The sequence below is a fragment of the Thaumasiovibrio subtropicus genome, from assembly GCF_019703835.1.
Taxonomy (GTDB): Bacteria; Pseudomonadota; Gammaproteobacteria; order Enterobacterales; family Vibrionaceae; genus Thaumasiovibrio; species Thaumasiovibrio subtropicus.
The window spans coordinates 17,107-35,019 of sequence record NZ_AP023054.1 but is presented as its reverse complement, the minus strand read 5'-3'; the positions used below and the strand labels follow the sequence as shown (position 1 = coordinate 35,019).

Below are 17,913 nucleotides of genomic sequence, written 5' to 3'. Positions count from 1 at the left end.
TGTTCATTTTTCAATGAACGATTCAATCTATTCGATTGAATTTACTAGTCAGCTTTCCAGTTTGTTAAAGAGCATGTGATTCTTTGAAACCACTTTTTAACGATTCTCAGCGTCGACAAAACGATCCAACATTGATACTAACTGTTGAATCCGCTTATGAGATGCGAAAAACCTTTAAAGAGTGGTGGAGCTAGGCGGGATCGAACCGCCGACCTCTTGCATGCCATGCAAGCGCTCTCCCAGCTGAGCTATAGCCCCGAATCTGGGTTTCTCGAAAAGAGAAAGAATGGTGGGCGATACCGGGCTCGAACCAGTGACCCCCTCCTTGTAAGGGAGGTGCTCTCCCAACTGAGCTAATCGCCCACGGTAGTTTTACATCTTCGTGGCAGAAGATGGTGGGTCGTGCAGGATTCGAACCTGCGACCAATTGATTAAAAGTCAACTGCTCTACCAACTGAGCTAACGACCCAATGGCGTCCCATAGGGGAGTCGAACCCCTGTTACCGCCGTGAAAGGGCGGTGTCCTAGGCCTCTAGACGAATGGGACTTAGGTTTTACTAGTGTGTTGGGCACACTAATAGGGATAGTGCAAAACACTACCCGACACTCTTCACATTACAACCAAGCAATCTGTGTGGACACTGCATTTAACAGCAGTCTTATCGTTAAGGAGGTGATCCAGCCCCAGGTTCCCCTAGGGCTACCTTGTTACGACTTCACCCCAGTCATGAACCACACCGTGGTAAACGCCCTCCCGAAGGTTAAGCTATCTACTTCTGGTGCAGCCCACTCCCATGGTGTGACGGGCGGTGTGTACAAGGCCCGGGAACGTATTCACCGTAGCATTCTGATCTACGATTACTAGCGATTCCGACTTCATGGAGTCGAGTTGCAGACTCCAATCCGGACTACGACGCACTTTTTGGGATTCGCTCACTTTCGCAAGTTGGCCGCCCTCTGTATGCGCCATTGTAGCACGTGTGTAGCCCTACTCGTAAGGGCCATGATGACTTGACGTCGTCCCCACCTTCCTCCGGTTTATCACCGGCAGTCTCCCTGGAGTTCCCACCCGAAGTGCTGGCAAACAAGGATAAGGGTTGCGCTCGTTGCGGGACTTAACCCAACATTTCACAACACGAGCTGACGACAGCCATGCAGCACCTGTCTTACAGTTCCCGAAGGCACACTCGAATCTCTTCAAGCTTCTGTAGATGTCAAGAGTAGGTAAGGTTCTTCGCGTTGCATCGAATTAAACCACATGCTCCACCGCTTGTGCGGGCCCCCGTCAATTCATTTGAGTTTTAATCTTGCGACCGTACTCCCCAGGCGGTCTACTTAACGCGTTAGCTCCGAAAGCCAGAATTCAAGATTCCAACCTCCAAGTAGACATCGTTTACGGCGTGGACTACCAGGGTATCTAATCCTGTTTGCTCCCCACGCTTTCGCATCTGAGCGTCAGTCTTTGTCCAGGGGGCCGCCTTCGCCACCGGTATTCCTTCAGATCTCTACGCATTTCACCGCTACACCTGAAATTCTACCCCCCTCTACAAGACTCTAGCCTGCCAGTTTCAAATGCGGTTCCGAGGTTAAGCCCCGGGCTTTCACATCTGACTTAACAGACCGCCTGCATGCGCTTTACGCCCAGTAATTCCGATTAACGCTCGCACCCTCCGTATTACCGCGGCTGCTGGCACGGAGTTAGCCGGTGCTTCTTCTGCAGCTAACGTCAAATCTAGCAGGTATTAACTACTAAACCTTCCTCACTGCTGAAAGTACTTTACAACCCGAAGGCCTTCTTCATACACGCGGCATGGCTGCATCAGGGTTTCCCCCATTGTGCAATATTCCCCACTGCTGCCTCCCGTAGGAGTCTGGACCGTGTCTCAGTTCCAGTGTGGCTGATCATCCTCTCAAACCAGCTAGGGATCGTCGCCTAGGTGAGCCGTTACCTCACCTACTAGCTAATCCCAACTGGGCCCATCCTAACGCGAGAAGCCCGAAGGTCCTCCTCTTTGCTCCGTAGAGATTATGCGGTATTAGCCATCGTTTCCAATGGTTATCCCCCTCGTTAGGGCAGGTTCCCAGCCATTACTCACCCGTCCGCCGCTCGACACCCTTAACGTCACTCGAAGGCTCAGTTAAGTCGTTTCCGCTCGACTTGCATGTGTTAGGCCTGCCGCCAGCGTTCAATCTGAGCCATGATCAAACTCTTCAATTAAAGTTTTGTTGGTCTTTCGACCGGCTCAATGAATACTGATATTACTTATTGCTAAGTAATGAATTGACTGTGCTAAGACCGAAGTCTTGATTTGGTCACTAGTATCATTGATAAATCTTTAGACTATCTATTCAACGAGTGCCCACACAGATTGCATGGTCATATTGTTAAAGAACTTTTCATCTTGCGATGAGGTTGGTTATTCTAATCATTCCGACTTGGGTGTCAACACCTAAATTGAAGATTTTTCTAACCAATCTTACCGAGCACCACCGCCTTAGAGACCGTGTTTCCGTGTCGGTGAAGCGGCATTATAGGGAGTAAATCTACGCTGACAAGTCTTTTTCTTTACTTTTTCATCGTTCGAGCAAAAAAGCACCAGAACACGTTAAAACCATTACTTTTCGATGAAAGTTTCACCAAATGCTCCCACCTTTTGCCAGTCGGTATACTCCACTTCTTTACGTGTATCGGTCTCACCGCCGGTCATTTTCATAATGAGCTGAATCATGACTCGATCGAACCAACGGTATTTCGGATACCGTAGCGCGCCAGCGAAGATCGCAATTTGCTTGGGTTGCCAAGGAGATTGCTTTAAGAACTTTTTAATATAGACACTATTTTCGGGTAAGTCTTTACCGGGTTTTCTTGCCGTCAGGTTTACACAAAGGAATGCCGCAGGCATCTGACCCAACTCTAGCTGGTACTGTGACACAAACTGATAGACACACTGATGAAAGCGACCATAACGAATAGATGCAGCGACAATTACACGGTCATACTGCGCCCAGTTCACCTCGCTGTCTCCATGAAGATCGTACCAATCGCAGTTTGCCTCTTGCGCCCATTGCTTTTCGAGTTGGGTTAATATCTTTTGAGTTTGGCCATCTCGGCTAGAATAGGCCAACAATATCTTTTGCATTTGAATCCCTGTTAACTACGCCAAAAGGTCGGTGTAAAGAGAACTAATAAGGTAAAGACTTCTAATCGTCCAAATAGCATCGCGATTATCAGTACCCACTTCGCCGCACTATTTATTTCGCCAAAGTGGACCGCGACTTCTCCTAGCCCCGGCCCTAAGTTATTCAGTGTAGCGGCAACCGCAGAGAATGCGGTGAGTTCATCAACACCTGTGGCAATAATTGCCAACATGCATACGGCAAATACCAAGGTATAAGCAGAGAAAAAACCCCATACCGCATCAACCACTCGCTGAGGAAGCGCATTTTTGCCGATCTTAATCGTATAAACAGCACGAGGGTGAACAAGACGCTTTAATTCTCGAGACCCTTGGAGAGAAAGTAGAAGCATTCGAATCACTTTCATCCCGCCCCCTGTAGAGCCCGCACATCCGCCAATAAAGGAAGAAAACAGTAGCAATACTGGCAGGAACAGGGGCCACTCTGAGAAACTTGTTGTCGTAAAACCCGCAGTGGTCGATATAGAGACCGCTTGAAACAGCGCTTGATCAGCAGCCTCACCAACAGTAAATGCATCATGATGCCCCACCAGCATGCCAAAACAGATTGCAAATAGTAGTAGCTGGATAAAGACAAACGCCCGAAGCTCAGGATCTCGCCAGTAGGTACGTAAATGAATGCCTCGCGTTGAAAAAGCCGCGAAGTGAAGTGAAAAATTCACCGCCGAAATCAACAGAAAGACAACAGTAATCAAGTTAATCGTTGGACTATTGAAATAGCCCATACTGGCATCATGGGTTGAGAATCCACCTATCGCAACCGTCGAGAAACTATGTGATATCGCATCAAAGGGCGTCATTCCCGCCAGCCAAAACGCCACAGCACAAGCAATCGTCAAAGTGAGGTAGATATACCATAGCGCTTTTGCTGTTTCAGCGATGCGCGGGGTCATTTTACTGTCTTTAACAGGTCCGGGGATCTCTGCGCGATAGAGCTGCATCCCACCGATCCCAAGCACAGGCAGAATCGCCACCGCCAAAACAATGATACCCATGCCACCAAACCACTGTAACAACTGGCGATAAAAGAGGATCGCCTTTGGTAAGGCATCAAGCCCAGTGATCACCGTGGCTCCAGTGGTAGTAAGTCCAGAAAAGGACTCAAACATAGAATCAGTAAAAGAGAGATCAGGATTTTCAGAGAGAATGAAAGGTAAAGCCCCGGCACTGCCGATAACCGTCCAAAACAGCACAACGATGAGGAAACCATCCCTCGCTTTCAACTCATGCTTATGGCGTCGATTAGGTACCCACAGCACACCGCCAAAGAAAAGTAGCAAAAGGAAGGTGACGACAAATGGAAAGCCCGCACCATCACGATAGATAAACGCCACCAAGGCCGGTGCTAGCATAGTGAAACTAAACAACGCCAGTAACAAACCAACGATGCGAATAATTGAACGAATTTGCATTATTTAATAAGTGTTATTTTGAGGTCTTTTCAAATGAGACCGTAATTTGCCCACTGCTGCGTTCAAAGAGGTGCGTAGCAAAGCGCTCTGAGACACGTTTTTCTAACTCACAGCACATCACAACATCTTGTCCATAATCAGTATCGACCAGCTTACCTTTATACTGTGATAAAAGAGACTCGACATCAGCAACTTGTGAGTAGGCGCACCTTAACTGTCCACGTACAGTAATCTGCTTCTCTATCGTTTGTAACGATGTCAAAGCAATCTGTACACCACCACCATATGCTTTCACCAATCCGCCCGTGCCCAGTTTTATTCCACCAGAGTAGCGAGTAACAACCGCGGTGATCTCCCCCACCCCGCTGCCACTCAGTTGCGCCAATATCGGCTTACCTGCGGTGCCTGAAGGTTCTCCATCATCACTGAATCCCCAAAGCATAGAGTTTTCTGGTCGGCCAGCCACAAAAGCCCAACAGTTATGTCGCGCCGCCGCATGTTCACGCTTCACTTGATCCACGAACGCCTTGGCAGCTTCCACTGTCGGCGTATGCGCTAAATGGGTAATGAAGCGGCTTTTCTTGATCTCTTCTTCGGTAATAACCGCTGCTGCGGGCACTAAATAAGGTAAATCGCTCATAATCTCGCGGTTAACAAAGCTGCAATCTGATTTTTCGTATTGGCGACAGCATACCACAGCTCGTCAAGAAGACCGCCCTCACTGACGATCACGACTCTCGTTAAAAACCCACCTAATTAACATTTTAACAACAACCCTCACTGCTAACAGTAAAACTAAAAGTCTTTAAAACACAAAACACTAAGCTAATAACAGAATCATCAAACCACAAAAAGTTAAACAATTGTTTAAAAGTTACATTGAAAACTGCCCGATCTCGGTACACACTAAAATAACAACTGGTCTAACCAGCATTCTATTCGCTTTCGAATTACATGGAGAACAAGCGATGGTGTATCACTCAGACAAGCTGTCCGTCAGTATGAATGATCAGCAGATAGCCACATTGACCTTTCATGCTCCCGGTTCAGTCAACAAATTCGATCTCGCTACGCTCAATACGCTCGACAGCGCACTTGATGCCATCGAAGCAAACACAAACATAAAAGGACTTATCTTAAGCTCTAGCAAATCAGCCTTTATTGTCGGTGCGGACATCACCGAGTTCCTCGGTCTGTTTGAACTTGGCCATCAGCAACTCTCAGTCTGGTTGGCCGATGCCAATCGCATTTTTAACCGTATTGAAGATCTCCCTTATCCAACTTTGTCCGCCATCAAAGGCTACGCGCTAGGAGGCGGCTGTGAGTGTGTACTTACTACTGACTTTCGTATCGCTGATTCATCCATCGTCATTGGCTTGCCTGAAACCAAACTCGGAATCATGCCGGGATTTGGTGGCAGTGTGCGTATGCCACGCCTGATTGGCGCTGACAATGCGATGAGCCTCATTGCAACAGGGCAAGAATGTCGAAGCGCGGAAGCACTGCAATTGGGTTTGATTGATGCCATTGTCGAAAGCGAACAGCTAGATGATATCGCAACACACATGGTACAAGACGCTATCGATGAGAAACTCGATTGGCAATCTCGTCGCCAACAGAAGCAGCGCCCTCTCTCCTTGAGTACTATCGAAGCCACCATGAGTTTCTCAACGGCAAAAGCTATGGTGGCGCAACAAGCAGGTAAACACTACCCCGCACCGATGGCGGCAATAAAGGCAATAGAAGCGTCGGCTAATAGCCATCGTGAACAAGCACTAGAAATCGAAAACCGTTACTTTGTCGAACTCACAGGCACACCAGTCGCCAAAGCATTGGTTAATCTTTATCTTAATGATCAAACCATTAAAGGCCTAGCCAAGCACGCGGCTAAGCAAGCCCCACCCTTAAATGCTGCCGCCGTGCTAGGGGCCGGTATTATGGGCGGCGGCATAGCCTATCAATCCGCCTTAAAAGGCGTACCCGTTGTCATGAAAGACATTGCACCAAACGCTTTAAATATTGGTATGCAAGAAGCGAGTAAACTCCTTAATAACCGTGTCCAACGCGGTCGAATGGATACATTGGGCATGGCAAGTGTGCTGTCAGCGATTACTCCAGCCCTTCACTACGAGGCAATGACCAACGCTAATATTGTCATCGAAGCTGTGGTCGAGAACCCAAAAGTGAAGGCGGCAGTATTAGCAGAAACAGAGCAACACGTCAGCCTCGATACGGTATTAGCCTCAAACACTTCGACTATCCCCATCAACTCTCTCTCTGCATCACTAAAACGCCCAGAAAACTTCTGCGGTATGCACTTTTTCAATCCCGTGCACCGCATGCCACTTGTTGAGATTATTCGTGGCGATAAGACAAGCCAGTCAACAATCGATACCGTCGTCGCCTACGCGACAAAAATGGGCAAATCCCCGGTTGTGGTCAACGATTGTCCCGGCTTTTTCGTCAACCGAGTCCTCTTCCCGTACTTTGCTGGTTTTAATTTGCTCCTTAAAGAAGGTGCCAGTTTTACCCAAATTGACGAGGTGATGGAGAAACATTTTGGCTGGCCGATGGGACCCGCTTATCTCTTAGATGTGGTCGGTATTGATACAGCTCATCATGCACAAGCCGTCATGGCAGAGGGTTATCCCAGCCGCATGGGCAAAACTGAAAAAGATGCCATTGACGCCCTGTTTGACGCTAAGCGCTTTGGACAGAAAAATGGTGCAGGTTTCTATCGTTATGAAGCCGATCGCAAAGGCAAACCAAGAAAACTTGCCGATAGCCAGGTCGATACCCTGCTTGCACCGATTCAATCCAAACTGCAACCTTTTGACAATGACACCATCATCGCAAGAATGATGATTCCTATGGTGAATGAAACCATTCGCTGTCTCGAAGAAGGCATTATTGGCTCTCCACGCGAAGCTGATATCGCCTTGGTTTACGGTTTAGGCTTCCCTCCCTTCCATGGGGGGGCGTGCCATTACCTCGATACCTTTGGTTTAGCGAACTATGTTGCCCTCGCGGATCGTTTCGCCGGACTTGGTGAAATCTATCAGGTACCTGATGGATTAAGGCAAAAAGCATTAACCGAGACGACCTATTATCCGCGACCAGCCGACATCACACGTCAGTTGAAAGGAGAAGCATCATGAACCAAGTTGTCATTGTCGATTGTATTCGAACCCCAATGGGCCGCTCCAAGGGCGGCGCGTATCGTCATGTTCGCGCGGAAGATCTATCCGCTCACCTGATGGCGGGGCTATTAAAACGCAACCCAAGTTTAGCCGCAGACGCCATCGATGATATTTATTGGGGGTGCGTACAACAAACACTCGAACAGGGCTTCAACATTGGTCGGAATGCAGCCCTTCTTGCAGGTATTCCGCATACGGTGCCAGCCACCACCGTCAATCGACTGTGTGGTTCATCAATGCAAGCCCTTCATGATGCTACGCGTGCCATTATGGTGGGTGATGCCGAGGTATGTCTTATCGGTGGCGTTGAACACATGGGTCATATCCCCATGACCCACGGTGTCGACTTTCATCCCGGCTTGTCAAAATCTGTGGCCAAAGCCGCAGGCATGATGGGCCTAACCGCGGAGTTACTATCCCGACAGCATGGCATTAGCCGAGAGCAACAAGATACCTTTGCGCTGCGCTCCCACGAGCGGGCTCACAAAGCAACAGTCGCAGGTCATTTTGACCAAGAGATCTACCCTATCGAAGGCCATGATGAATCTGGCCGTCGCCGATTGATCACGTCAGACGAGGTGATTCGCAGTGATGCGAGCCTCGCGGCGCTATCTAATCTCAAACCTGTCTTCGATCCTGTTAACGGCACCGTGACTGCCGGGACTTCTTCCGCCCTCTCTGACGGTGCGGCAGCCATGCTCGTAATGAGTGAAGCCAAGGCAAACGCACTACAGATGCCTATTCGTGCGAAAGTAAGATCAATGGCAGTCGCTGGTTGCGAACCCTCGATTATGGGCATTGGTCCAGTACCCGCGACACAAAAGGCACTCGCCCGTGCTGGCCTCTCCATTGACGACATCGACCTATTCGAGATCAACGAGGCCTTTGCCGCACAATCCCTACCATGTATACAACGCCTTGGCCTACAGGAAGTAGCCGATGATAAAGTCAACCTGAATGGTGGTGCAATTGCGCTCGGTCACCCACTTGGCTGCTCTGGCGCGCGAATCTCGACAACACTCATTCATCTCATGGAAGCGAAACAGGCCAAACTGGGCGTTGCAACCATGTGTATCGGCCTCGGACAAGGTATTGCTACCATCTTTGAGCGTAACTAGTCTGCGCAAAACCTCGACCGAGCATGAGGTCGGTCGGGGTCCCTACCCATTGACGGTTTGCCGTGCTGAGTAAAAAGGCAGCCAAATACTAATCGCTCCGACAAACCAATACATGCATCGAAAGCATAGCATTCATGCCAAAGTTTCATTTTTCTCATAGATGCACTCGGACTACACTTACCTCTCTGTTCCTGTTTCATTTCTCGAGGCCTTTATGTTCAAAGCATTAGTTCTAGAACAACAAGAAAAAACGACCCTTGCATCCATCCAGTCACTTCAAGATGACCAACTGCCTGAAGGTGATGTCACCATTGCAGTCGATTACTCTTCTTTGAACTACAAAGATGGTTTAGCTATTACGGGAAAAGGTCGCATTGTGCGTCAGTTTCCGATGGTGCCAGGGATTGATCTCGCAGGAACCGTATTGAACTCGCAAGATGCCCGCTATCAAGAGGGCGACAACGTCGTGCTCACTGGTTGGGGTGTTGGCGAAGGTCACTGGGGCGGCATGGCCGAAAAAGCACGCTTAAAAGCGGATTGGCTTGTGCCGTTACCAAAAGGGCTTGATGGTAAGCAAGCCATGATGATTGGTACTGCAGGCCTGACTGCGATGCTTTGTGTACAAGCACTGCAAGACGCAGGTATCACACCCGAAAAAGGGCCAGTACTTGTCACCGGCGCAAGCGGCGGCGTGGGCTCTGTTGCGGTAACCCTACTCGCCGAGCTCGGTTATGACGTTACAGCATTAACTGGCCGCGTTGAAGAGAATGGCCCGCTACTGACGCAACTTGGTGCTAAGCAGATTATCGATCGCCGTGACTTTGAAGAACCAGCGCGCCCACTTGAGAAACAGATTTGGGCCGGTGTAGTTGACACCGTAGGCAGTAAAATATTGGCAAAAGCCTTAGCACAAGTTGATTATGAAGGTGCCGTTGCAGCATGTGGTTTGGCAGGTGGTTTTGATCTTCCGACGACGGTTATGCCATTTATCCTTCGTGGCGTGAATCTGCTAGGGGTTGACTCTGTAATGAGCCCCTTTGAAAAACGACAAGCTGCATGGCAGCGCTTGGTTGAATTACTGCCAGCCAGCTATTACGAGCAAGCTTGCCAAGAAGTTAGCTTAGATGAAGTACCGACTAAAGCGGAAGCGATCACCAATGGCCAAGTGACGGGGCGTGTCGTCATCAAGCTTTAACCGTGTGTTTCATTGATAATCACAGGCAGCCGTCGGCTGCCTGTACATCACGTATCCGCTAACCCCATCGCATGAATACGACTGTTAATCAATTTTCCACACTCTTCTTGAATCATCCGTCGTAACCACTGCTGAGCAGGTGAATGCTCGTTTCTCGGATGCCATAATAACGAGTAGTCAAACGGCTTAAAAGGAAATGGCATAGGCTTGATAATCAAGTCATGTTTTTCAGCTTTTAAATAGGCCAAATCTGCCGGCACGGTAATGATCAAAGGTACTTGCTCAACCACCGCCAACGCTGCTTCTAGATGGTATGCCCTCAATACTTCTCGCCGATCAGGGTAGTCCTGAAGCGCATCATCAATGAGCCGCTTTACCCCATCGCTAATGGCAATAGTAGCATGTGGATATGAGAGGTAATCGTCTAAGGTCATCTCTTTATTCGCTAAAGGGTGATCGCGTGACAACAGGCAAAAAACACTCACTGGTCCCAACACACTCTGTTGCAACTCTTCTACCGCGTACGCAGGTCGACAAATCGCCATATCACATCCCCCTTGCGTCAACTGCTCCGCTAAGCGCTGGTGTTGCAACGGCACGAAGTTTAACGAAATGTTCGGTGCCTCTTGATAAATACGCGATAACGCAAAAGGTAGGATAGTTTGAATCGCATAGTCGGTCGTGGCGATATTAAACGCTTGTTCACAGTCTTGTGGAACAAAGTCCTGTGGGGTTAAGGCAATACGCAGGGACTCAAGCGGAACGTTAAGCGCTTGATTCAGTTCGAGTGCGCGCTGAGTGGGTATCAGCTTCTGCCCTTCTCGAATAAACAGCGGGTCATTGACCAGCGCACGTAGTCGAGCCAGCACACGACTCATCGCAGACTGGCTCAAGTTCAAACGTAACGCCGCGCGACTCACGCTTCCTTCATCAATCAGGATTCGCAGCGCAACTAGCAGGTTAAGATCGCGACGATAGATTTCTTCTAATTCCATACTCAGCTCAGACGACTACTTGGCTATTCGGCTAAGCCTACAAGTATGCCAGCTTTCGTTCACTTCGGATCACTTTCTGGTGCCATGAGATATTCCACCGAAAGTCCAATAATCAAAGCGAGGATCCCTATAAGCTTTGATAAGGTAAGACTTCTTGATGGATCAACAAACACGGCGACGAACGCAATAAAAAGCAAAACGAGATACAGGGTCATGCGGTGAATATAGTTCATCTCTTCCCCCTTAGTACATGTGAGTATGCGGTGTAAACAGAGCAACACAGTCGATCAGTTAAGACGAGATTGATTATTCTCTCGCCGTAGGTATGATCTCCTCCCCGATTGGAGGCAACAAACATGACAAGTCCATTTGACAACCCAACACAACACTTACAAGCCGAGGGGTTACGCTGCCCAGAACCGGTCATGATGGTGAGGAAAACCGTTCGAAAGATGACGAACGGCGAGACATTGCTGATTACAGCTGATGATCCATCAACTGCACGCGACATTCCAAGCTTTTGTCGTTTTATGGACCACACCTTGGTTGCCGCACAAACAGAGCAAATGCCTTTTCAGTTTTTGATCAAAGTAGGCCAATAACTACTTAGACCGCAGCGATTCAATCTCACTGCGCAGCTGTGCTATCTCAGCCGACATCGGCTCGACGTAGCGCAGCCGCACGATAGCTTCTACCGAGAGATAAGTCGTAATAATGGCGCCGACCACCATAGGTATCCATAAGTCGGTTAACACCATCCCCAAGATATTGAGTATTAAGCCAAAGTTAAATAAGCGCACTTGGCTTTGTAGCGACATTGCGGTGAACCTGATCATAAGCTCTCCAACTGATTTCCTTGCCACGAATTGAGTGTACCAAGTCCCAGTATCGCAATCTGATTTGCGGATCACGGATAGCAGTTTTCGCAGACTAAGATTGCAAAATTGATAAGTATTTCACAGCTTTATTGGAGAGCGTCGAGCAATTAAACGGGTGAACCGAATGCCGTCACTACGCCTAAGCAGACAAACAGAAGCGCCGTCACTTTGCGTATCGCATTCAAAGGTAACTTGTCTGCAGATAGCTTACCCAGCCACACGACAGGCACATTCGCAATCAACATACCGATCGTAGTACCCACTACCACTAACCAAATTGCCTCTGCATAATGCGCACCCAATACCGATGTTGCGACTTGCGTCTTATCGCCAATTTCAGCGATAAAGAAAGCAATAAAACTGGCCACAAATGGGCCTTTGGCGGAAACAGGAGTATCTTCATCAAGCTTATCAGGAATGAGCACCCACAGTGCCATCGCAATAAAGCTCATCACTAACACCCATTTCAACATAGCGGGCGCAATATGATCGGCCAGCACGACCCCCAACCAAGCAGCGACAGCATGATTAAGCAGTGTTGCTAGAAAGATAGCCGCAATGATGGGTAGCGGTTTCTTATACCGACTCGCCAGAAGAAAAGAAAGAAGTTGAGTCTTGTCGCCAATTTCCGCCAGTGCAACGGAAGCAACAGAGATAAAAAGAACGCTCATTTTGCTCACAACAAGGGTGGGATGAGTAACCATAAGCAAACCGTACATCCCACCCTGGTCTGCACTGGTTTACCTAAGGTCTTGCCAAACTCGCACTCTGTGGCGCTTAGTGAGTCATACATACCATGAAGATTTTGCTTCAATTATGTTGATATGTATCGTAATGGCTTCCAAGTCATTACGAGGCTACTCCCCAAAGGAGCGCTGATTCTAAAAACATCGCGCTAAAAACGCAACGCTTTATTAACAGCACTCCTTGCATTACGGCAAGCGGTTATTGTGCTATTGGCGACAACACGATCTCTACACGACGGTTTTCTGCTCGGCCTTGCTCAGTATTGTTGTTCGCAATCGGGCTAGACTCACCACGACCAATAGCAACAACACGCGAAGGTGAAACACCTTCAGCAATCAACTGGCTACGCACCTCATTCGCACGGCGTTGTGAAAGCTCCTGGTTATAAGCGGCTGAGCCCGTGCTATCAGTATGACCAAGCACGTTCAACATGGTTTGATCGTACTCATTCACCACAAGTGCAACGTTACGCAGGGCAAGTCGAGCACGCGAGTCGAGGTTAGTTTCATTGACGCGGAAAGTGATTTCATTCGGCATGTTGAGAATAATATTATCGCCGTCACGGATCACAGTAATACCGGATGCCGCTAACTGCTCACGCAACTTCGCTTCTTGCACATCCATGTAGTAGCCGATACCGCCACCGACAGCAGCACCCGATGCAGCACCAATCAAAATACCTTTCTTGCGATCACCGCGGCTTGAAGATGCTGCGCCTACAGCGGCACCCGCAACAGCACCGATGACGGAACCAGTTGTTGCCTTCGCCGTTTGTTGTTCACCCGTGTAAGGATTGGTCGTTGTACAACCTGTCGCGGTAACCGCAGCAATGACTGCTGCAAGTACTAACTTTTTCATGAGAGCTCCGAGCCAAAAATGGAATATTCAAAACCGTGATTATAGCAACACGTAAGTAAAGCCCGTTAAATCCATGTCAGGAAAAGTAACAAACTGTTTTGTCTCAACCTTTGCACGCACTTCTTCGAGTTAACTCTCTTTGCTGTTCAAGCTCCGATGAACACGCCATTAAGCAAACAGTTCTATTCGCCACGTAATGGCGATAAAAAACCCAATTACCCTACTCCCGCTTGACTTAGCCATGTATAATCGAGTGTTATTTTCTCTTTTTAATCCACCATATTCACGCGAAGTAGACAATGCACAAATACGACATCAAGACCTTTCAGGGCATGATCCTCGCGCTGCAGGATTACTGGGGCCAGCAGGGCTGTACCATCGTACAACCACTGGACATGGAAGTGGGTGCAGGTACCTCTCACCCAATGACATGTCTACGCGCACTGGGTCCAGAGCCAATCGCTGCGGCTTATGTTCAACCATCACGTCGTCCTACCGACGGTCGTTATGGCGAAAACCCTAACCGCCTCCAACATTACTACCAGTTCCAAGTGATCCTTAAGCCATCTCCAGACAATATTCAGGAGTTGTACTTGGGCTCCCTAGAAGCACTTGGTATTGATACACAAGTTCATGACATCCGCTTCGTAGAAGACAACTGGGAGAACCCGACGCTTGGGGCTTGGGGTCTTGGTTGGGAAGTGTGGCTTAACGGTATGGAAGTCACTCAGTTCACTTATTTCCAGCAGGTGGGTGGCTTAGAGTGTAAACCGGTAACTGGTGAAATCACTTATGGTATCGAACGTCTGGCTATGTACATTCAAGGGGTTGATTCTGTTTATGACCTTGTTTGGACAGACGGCCCATTTGGTAAAGTCACTTACGGCGATATCTTCCATCAGAATGAAGTTGAGCAATCGACTTACAACTTTGAACATGCTGATGTCGACTTCCTTTTCTCTTTCTTCGATCAATGTGAAAAAGAGTGTCAGGAACTTCTCGCGCTAGAAACACCGCTGTCACTGCCTGCTTATGAGCGCATTCTTAAGGCTGGCCATGCATTTAACTTGTTAGATGCCCGCAAAGCGATCTCTGTGACCGAACGACAGCGCTATATCCTCCGCATTCGCAACCTCACTAAACAGGTAGCGGAAGCCTACTACGCCTCTCGTGAAGCGCTTGGCTTCCCGATGTGTAAGAAATAAGGAGTACCCATGAGCAACCGTAATTTTTTGATTGAACTGGGTACCGAAGAGCTACCACCAACACAACTGCGTACGCTTGCAGAAGCCTTCAAGAATAATTTTGAGGCTGAGCTTGCGAACGCTGAGCTTGCCTTTGAAGCGATCGAATGGTTTGCAACACCGCGTCGTATGGCGATAAAGATTCAAGCACTTGCTGAACAACAAGCCGATAAGGTGGTTGAGAAGCGTGGTCCAGCTGTTGCTGCCGCCTTTGATGCAGACGGTAACCCGACTAAAGCTGCAATGGGCTGGGCGCGTGGCAACGGCATTGCTGTTGAAGATGCCGACCGCCTAAAAACTGACAAAGGCGAGTGGCTTCTTTACAAGCAAGAAGTGAAGGGCCAACAAGCCAAAGCACTCGTCGTTGACCTTGCTGCGAAAGCGCTTGCGCAACTTCCTATCGCTAAGCCTATGCGTTGGGGCGACAAAGAAACCCAGTTTATCCGCCCAGTTAAAACATTGACGATTTTACTTGGTGACGAGTTGATCGAAGGAAGCATTTTGGGTGTTGCTTCAGGTCGCACTCTGCGTGGTCACCGCTTCATGGGAGAAAGTGAGTTCACCATTGATAACGCTGATCAGTACCCTGCCATTCTCGAAGAGAAGGGTAAAGTGCTAGCTGATTACGAAGCCCGTAAAGCAATGATCATTGCCGGTGCTCAAGAAGCTGCGGCAAAAGTAGGTGGTATCGCAGACTTGGAAGATGACTTGGTCGAAGAAGTGACGTCTTTGGTCGAATGGCCTGTTGTCCTTACTGCTAAGTTTGAAGAAGAGTTTTTAAAAGTCCCTTCGGAAGCCTTGGTATACACCATGAAGGGTGACCAAAAATATTTCCCAGTTTATGACGATAACAAGCGTCTTCTGCCTAACTTTATCTTCGTTTCAAACATCGAATCAAAAGAGCCACGCCACGTTATCGAAGGTAACGAGAAGGTTGTCCGCCCACGCTTGGCCGATGCTGAGTTCTTCTTTAATACTGACCGTAAGCGCCCTTTGATTGATCGTTTGTCTGAGCTAGATTCAGCGATTTTCCAAAAGCAACTCGGTACCATCAAAGATAAGACCGATCGCATTACCGAGCTAGCAGGCTACATTGCTGACAAAATTGGCACTGATGTAGAGAAAGCCAAGCGCGCTGGATTACTTGCAAAGTGTGACTTGATGACCTCGATGGTGTTCGAGTTTACCGACACGCAAGGTGTCATGGGTATGCACTATGCACGCCATGATGGTGAAGCCGAAGAGGTTGCCGTTGCACTCAATGAGCAATACATGCCTCGCTTTGCAGGTGACGATTTACCAACAAATGGTATCTCTTCAGCCGTTGCAATGGCCGACAAGCTTGACACTATCGTAGGTATCTTCGGTATTGGCCAAGCACCTAAAGGCTCTGACCCATTTGCGCTACGCCGTGCCTCTCTTGGTGTGCTACGCATTATCGTTGAATACGGTTATGACCTCGACTTAGTTGATCTCATCGCGAAAGCAAAATCCCTGTTTGCTGAGAAGCTAACTAACGATAATGTTGAAGCTGACGTTATCGAGTTTATGCTAGGCCGTTTCAGAGCTTGGTACCAAGATGAAGGCTTTAGTGTCGACGTCATTCAAGCCGTTCTAGCGCGTCGCCCTACTCGCCCAGCAGACTTTGATAAGCGTGTTAAAGCAGTGTCTCACTTCCGTTCTCTTGATGCGGCAGAATCACTCGCAGCGGCTAACAAGCGTGTTGGTAACATCCTTGCCAAGTTTGAAGGTGAACTTAACCAAGGTATCGACGAAGCGCTACTGACTGAAAGCGCAGAGAAGGCGTTGGCAGAGAGCATCACTTCCGTGATAGCAAAACTTGCCCCTATCTTTGCGGAAGGTAACTACCAGCAAGCGCTGACAGAACTCGCAACATTGCGTGAAGCCGTGGATACTTTCTTCGATAAAGTGATGGTAATGGCCGATGATGAAGCGTTGAAGGTGAATCGCCTGACGATGCTGAATCTACTGCGTGAGCAGTTCCTTCAGATTGCAGACATCTCTGTACTCCAAAAGTAAGCCTTAACATCTACTCTTAAGCCTCGCAGGTGCGAGGCTTTTTTGTTTCTGCTTCGCTACCTCTTACCTCTTACCTCTTACCTCTTACCTCTTACCTCTTACCTCTTATTCTCTCCTCATCATATTCTGGCTCTAATTCTCATTGATACATGACTGCGTATGACTTTTAATGGCAAGCTTCTTATCCATCGCTTACCCTACTCATGCCACTTATAAAATGCAGGATGTAAAAACGCTCTAACGCTTTCAGTTCAACGCAAGGCAGACAAACAGACAAACAGACAAACAGACAAACAGGCAAACAGGCAAACAGGCAAACAGGCAAACAGGCAAACAGGCAAACAGGCAAACAGGCAAACAGGCAAAAGTGTGAAGGAATGGCTTTCACCATTCAAGCACGGTTCACGTTCAAATCGGAACGCTACAGAGCCCCCTTGGCATGTATTTTCTAGCCTCACGTCGCTGGTGTTGATCTAGAAAAAGCACAACCAGCCTCCCAAAAGCATCTTGCTAACGAGTCTAAAATTGTCAATCAACAAGGGCCTTAGGCTTAGCAAAGCGGGAATATCTACACCCTGCTCGCCTATCAACTCATTGCCGAAAGTCCACCAGCCTTTATCCCTTTTCAGCCCTTGTGACTCCAGCACTAGCGATTCTGCTACGTATTCATATTGAATTCAAATCTAGTCAACTATTGGGTCTTTCGCTGTTTCACGTGAAACGTACAATCAACGCCTAAAAGGAGCCAACCTAAATCTGTAGAAGAGGGAAAGATTGTATCGAGAATAGTAGCAGCACGACTTCATCGGAAATCACAGCAACGACAGATAAGCAGATTTTATGATCCTAAATGCGCTTAGATAGATTGAATAGCAGGCCTCTTTATCGGCACACGAAGAAACTAAACAAAGAGATTTAAACTTAGGATACGCTTCAATCATGGCTTTAAACCTTAAGCCTCTTTGACATCGCATGCAGTGTTTCACGTGAAACAGAAAAAATTACAACGCATTCCATCGAAACTAAGCA

At 48.3% G+C, this 17,913-nt stretch carries 13 protein-coding genes, 4 tRNA genes and 1 rRNA gene; 6 read left to right on the top strand and 12 right to left on the bottom strand.

Annotated elements, in window-relative coordinates:
• Positions 1-182: 182 nt before the first annotated feature.
• From TSUB_RS00165 to TSUB_RS00130, 8 genes are all read right to left on the bottom strand, one after another.
• Positions 183-258, bottom strand: a tRNA-Ala gene (locus TSUB_RS00165).
• Between the two features lie 29 nt (positions 259-287).
• A tRNA-Val gene (locus TSUB_RS00160) sits at positions 288-363 on the bottom strand.
• A 30-nt stretch (positions 364-393) separates the two neighbouring features.
• Positions 394-469 (bottom strand) — tRNA-Lys (locus tag TSUB_RS00155).
• 2 nt (positions 470-471) lie between these two features.
• Positions 472-547: transfer RNA gene (locus TSUB_RS00150), tRNA-Glu, on the bottom strand.
• Between the two features lie 119 nt (positions 548-666).
• Positions 667-2,218, bottom strand: a 16S ribosomal RNA gene (locus TSUB_RS00145).
• Between the two features lie 397 nt (positions 2,219-2,615).
• Positions 2,616-3,140 carry a menaquinone-dependent protoporphyrinogen IX dehydrogenase gene (hemG, locus tag TSUB_RS00140; protein ID WP_087023703.1) on the bottom strand — a complete coding sequence of 175 codons (525 nt, stop codon included), beginning with the start codon at positions 3,138-3,140 and terminating at the stop codon, positions 2,616-2,618.
• A gap of 11 nt (positions 3,141-3,151) precedes the next feature.
• A complete protein-coding gene (locus tag TSUB_RS00135) occupies positions 3,152-4,609 on the bottom strand; it encodes a TrkH family potassium uptake protein (RefSeq protein ID WP_087023701.1) in 1,458 nt (485 codons plus the stop codon).
• Between the two features lie 13 nt (positions 4,610-4,622).
• Positions 4,623-5,249, bottom strand: coding sequence for a YigZ family protein (locus tag TSUB_RS00130; protein WP_087023699.1), 627 nt, complete (start codon positions 5,247-5,249; stop codon positions 4,623-4,625).
• A 328-nt stretch (positions 5,250-5,577) separates the two neighbouring features.
• On the opposite strand from TSUB_RS00130, the gene fadB reads away from it, so the two are divergent.
• The 3 genes from fadB (at position 5,578) to acuI (ending at position 10,122) form a co-directional block, all read left to right on the top strand.
• On the top strand, positions 5,578-7,767 hold the full coding sequence (gene fadB / locus TSUB_RS00125; RefSeq protein WP_087023697.1) for a fatty acid oxidation complex subunit alpha FadB: 2,190 nt from the start codon (positions 5,578-5,580) through the stop codon (positions 7,765-7,767).
• A complete protein-coding gene (gene fadA, locus TSUB_RS00120; RefSeq protein WP_087023695.1) occupies positions 7,764-8,927 on the top strand; it encodes an acetyl-CoA C-acyltransferase FadA in 1,164 nt (387 codons plus the stop codon). Before fadB ends, fadA begins: the two co-directional genes overlap by 4 nt.
• Before the next feature lie 214 nt (positions 8,928-9,141).
• Positions 9,142-10,122 (top strand): acrylyl-CoA reductase (NADPH), encoded by a 981-nt coding sequence (gene acuI / locus TSUB_RS00115; RefSeq protein WP_087023693.1) that lies wholly within the window; start codon positions 9,142-9,144, stop codon positions 10,120-10,122.
• A gap of 47 nt (positions 10,123-10,169) precedes the next feature.
• Here the strand turns inward: acuI and TSUB_RS00110 are convergent, their stop codons facing one another.
• Positions 10,170-11,117 carry a LysR family transcriptional regulator gene (locus tag TSUB_RS00110; RefSeq protein ID WP_087023691.1) on the bottom strand — a complete coding sequence of 316 codons (948 nt, stop codon included), beginning with the start codon at positions 11,115-11,117 and terminating at the stop codon, positions 10,170-10,172.
• Between the two features lie 356 nt (positions 11,118-11,473).
• Between TSUB_RS00110 and tusA the strand changes: the two genes are divergently transcribed.
• Entirely contained in the window at positions 11,474-11,719 is a 246-nt protein-coding gene (gene tusA, locus TSUB_RS00105; protein ID WP_087023690.1) for a sulfurtransferase TusA, read from the top strand.
• Here tusA and TSUB_RS00100 read toward each other — a convergent pair whose 3' ends face one another.
• From TSUB_RS00100 to TSUB_RS00090, 3 genes are all read right to left on the bottom strand, one after another.
• On the bottom strand, positions 11,720-11,953 hold the full coding sequence (locus TSUB_RS00100; protein WP_087023688.1) for a hypothetical protein: 234 nt from the start codon (positions 11,951-11,953) through the stop codon (positions 11,720-11,722).
• A gap of 149 nt (positions 11,954-12,102) precedes the next feature.
• Positions 12,103-12,666 carry a TMEM165/GDT1 family protein gene (locus tag TSUB_RS00095; protein ID WP_087023705.1) on the bottom strand — a complete coding sequence of 188 codons (564 nt, stop codon included), beginning with the start codon at positions 12,664-12,666 and terminating at the stop codon, positions 12,103-12,105.
• 274 nt (positions 12,667-12,940) lie between these two features.
• Positions 12,941-13,600 (bottom strand): YiaD family glycine zipper/OmpA-like lipoprotein, encoded by a 660-nt coding sequence (locus tag TSUB_RS00090; RefSeq protein WP_087023686.1) that lies wholly within the window; start codon positions 13,598-13,600, stop codon positions 12,941-12,943.
• A 299-nt stretch (positions 13,601-13,899) separates the two neighbouring features.
• Between TSUB_RS00090 and glyQ the strand changes: the two genes are divergently transcribed.
• A complete protein-coding gene (glyQ, locus tag TSUB_RS00085) occupies positions 13,900-14,805 on the top strand; it encodes a glycine--tRNA ligase subunit alpha (protein ID WP_087023684.1) in 906 nt (301 codons plus the stop codon).
• Between the two features lie 9 nt (positions 14,806-14,814).
• A complete protein-coding gene (glyS, locus tag TSUB_RS00080) occupies positions 14,815-16,884 on the top strand; it encodes a glycine--tRNA ligase subunit beta (RefSeq protein ID WP_087023682.1) in 2,070 nt (689 codons plus the stop codon).
• The last annotated feature ends 1,029 nt before the right edge of the window (positions 16,885-17,913 follow it).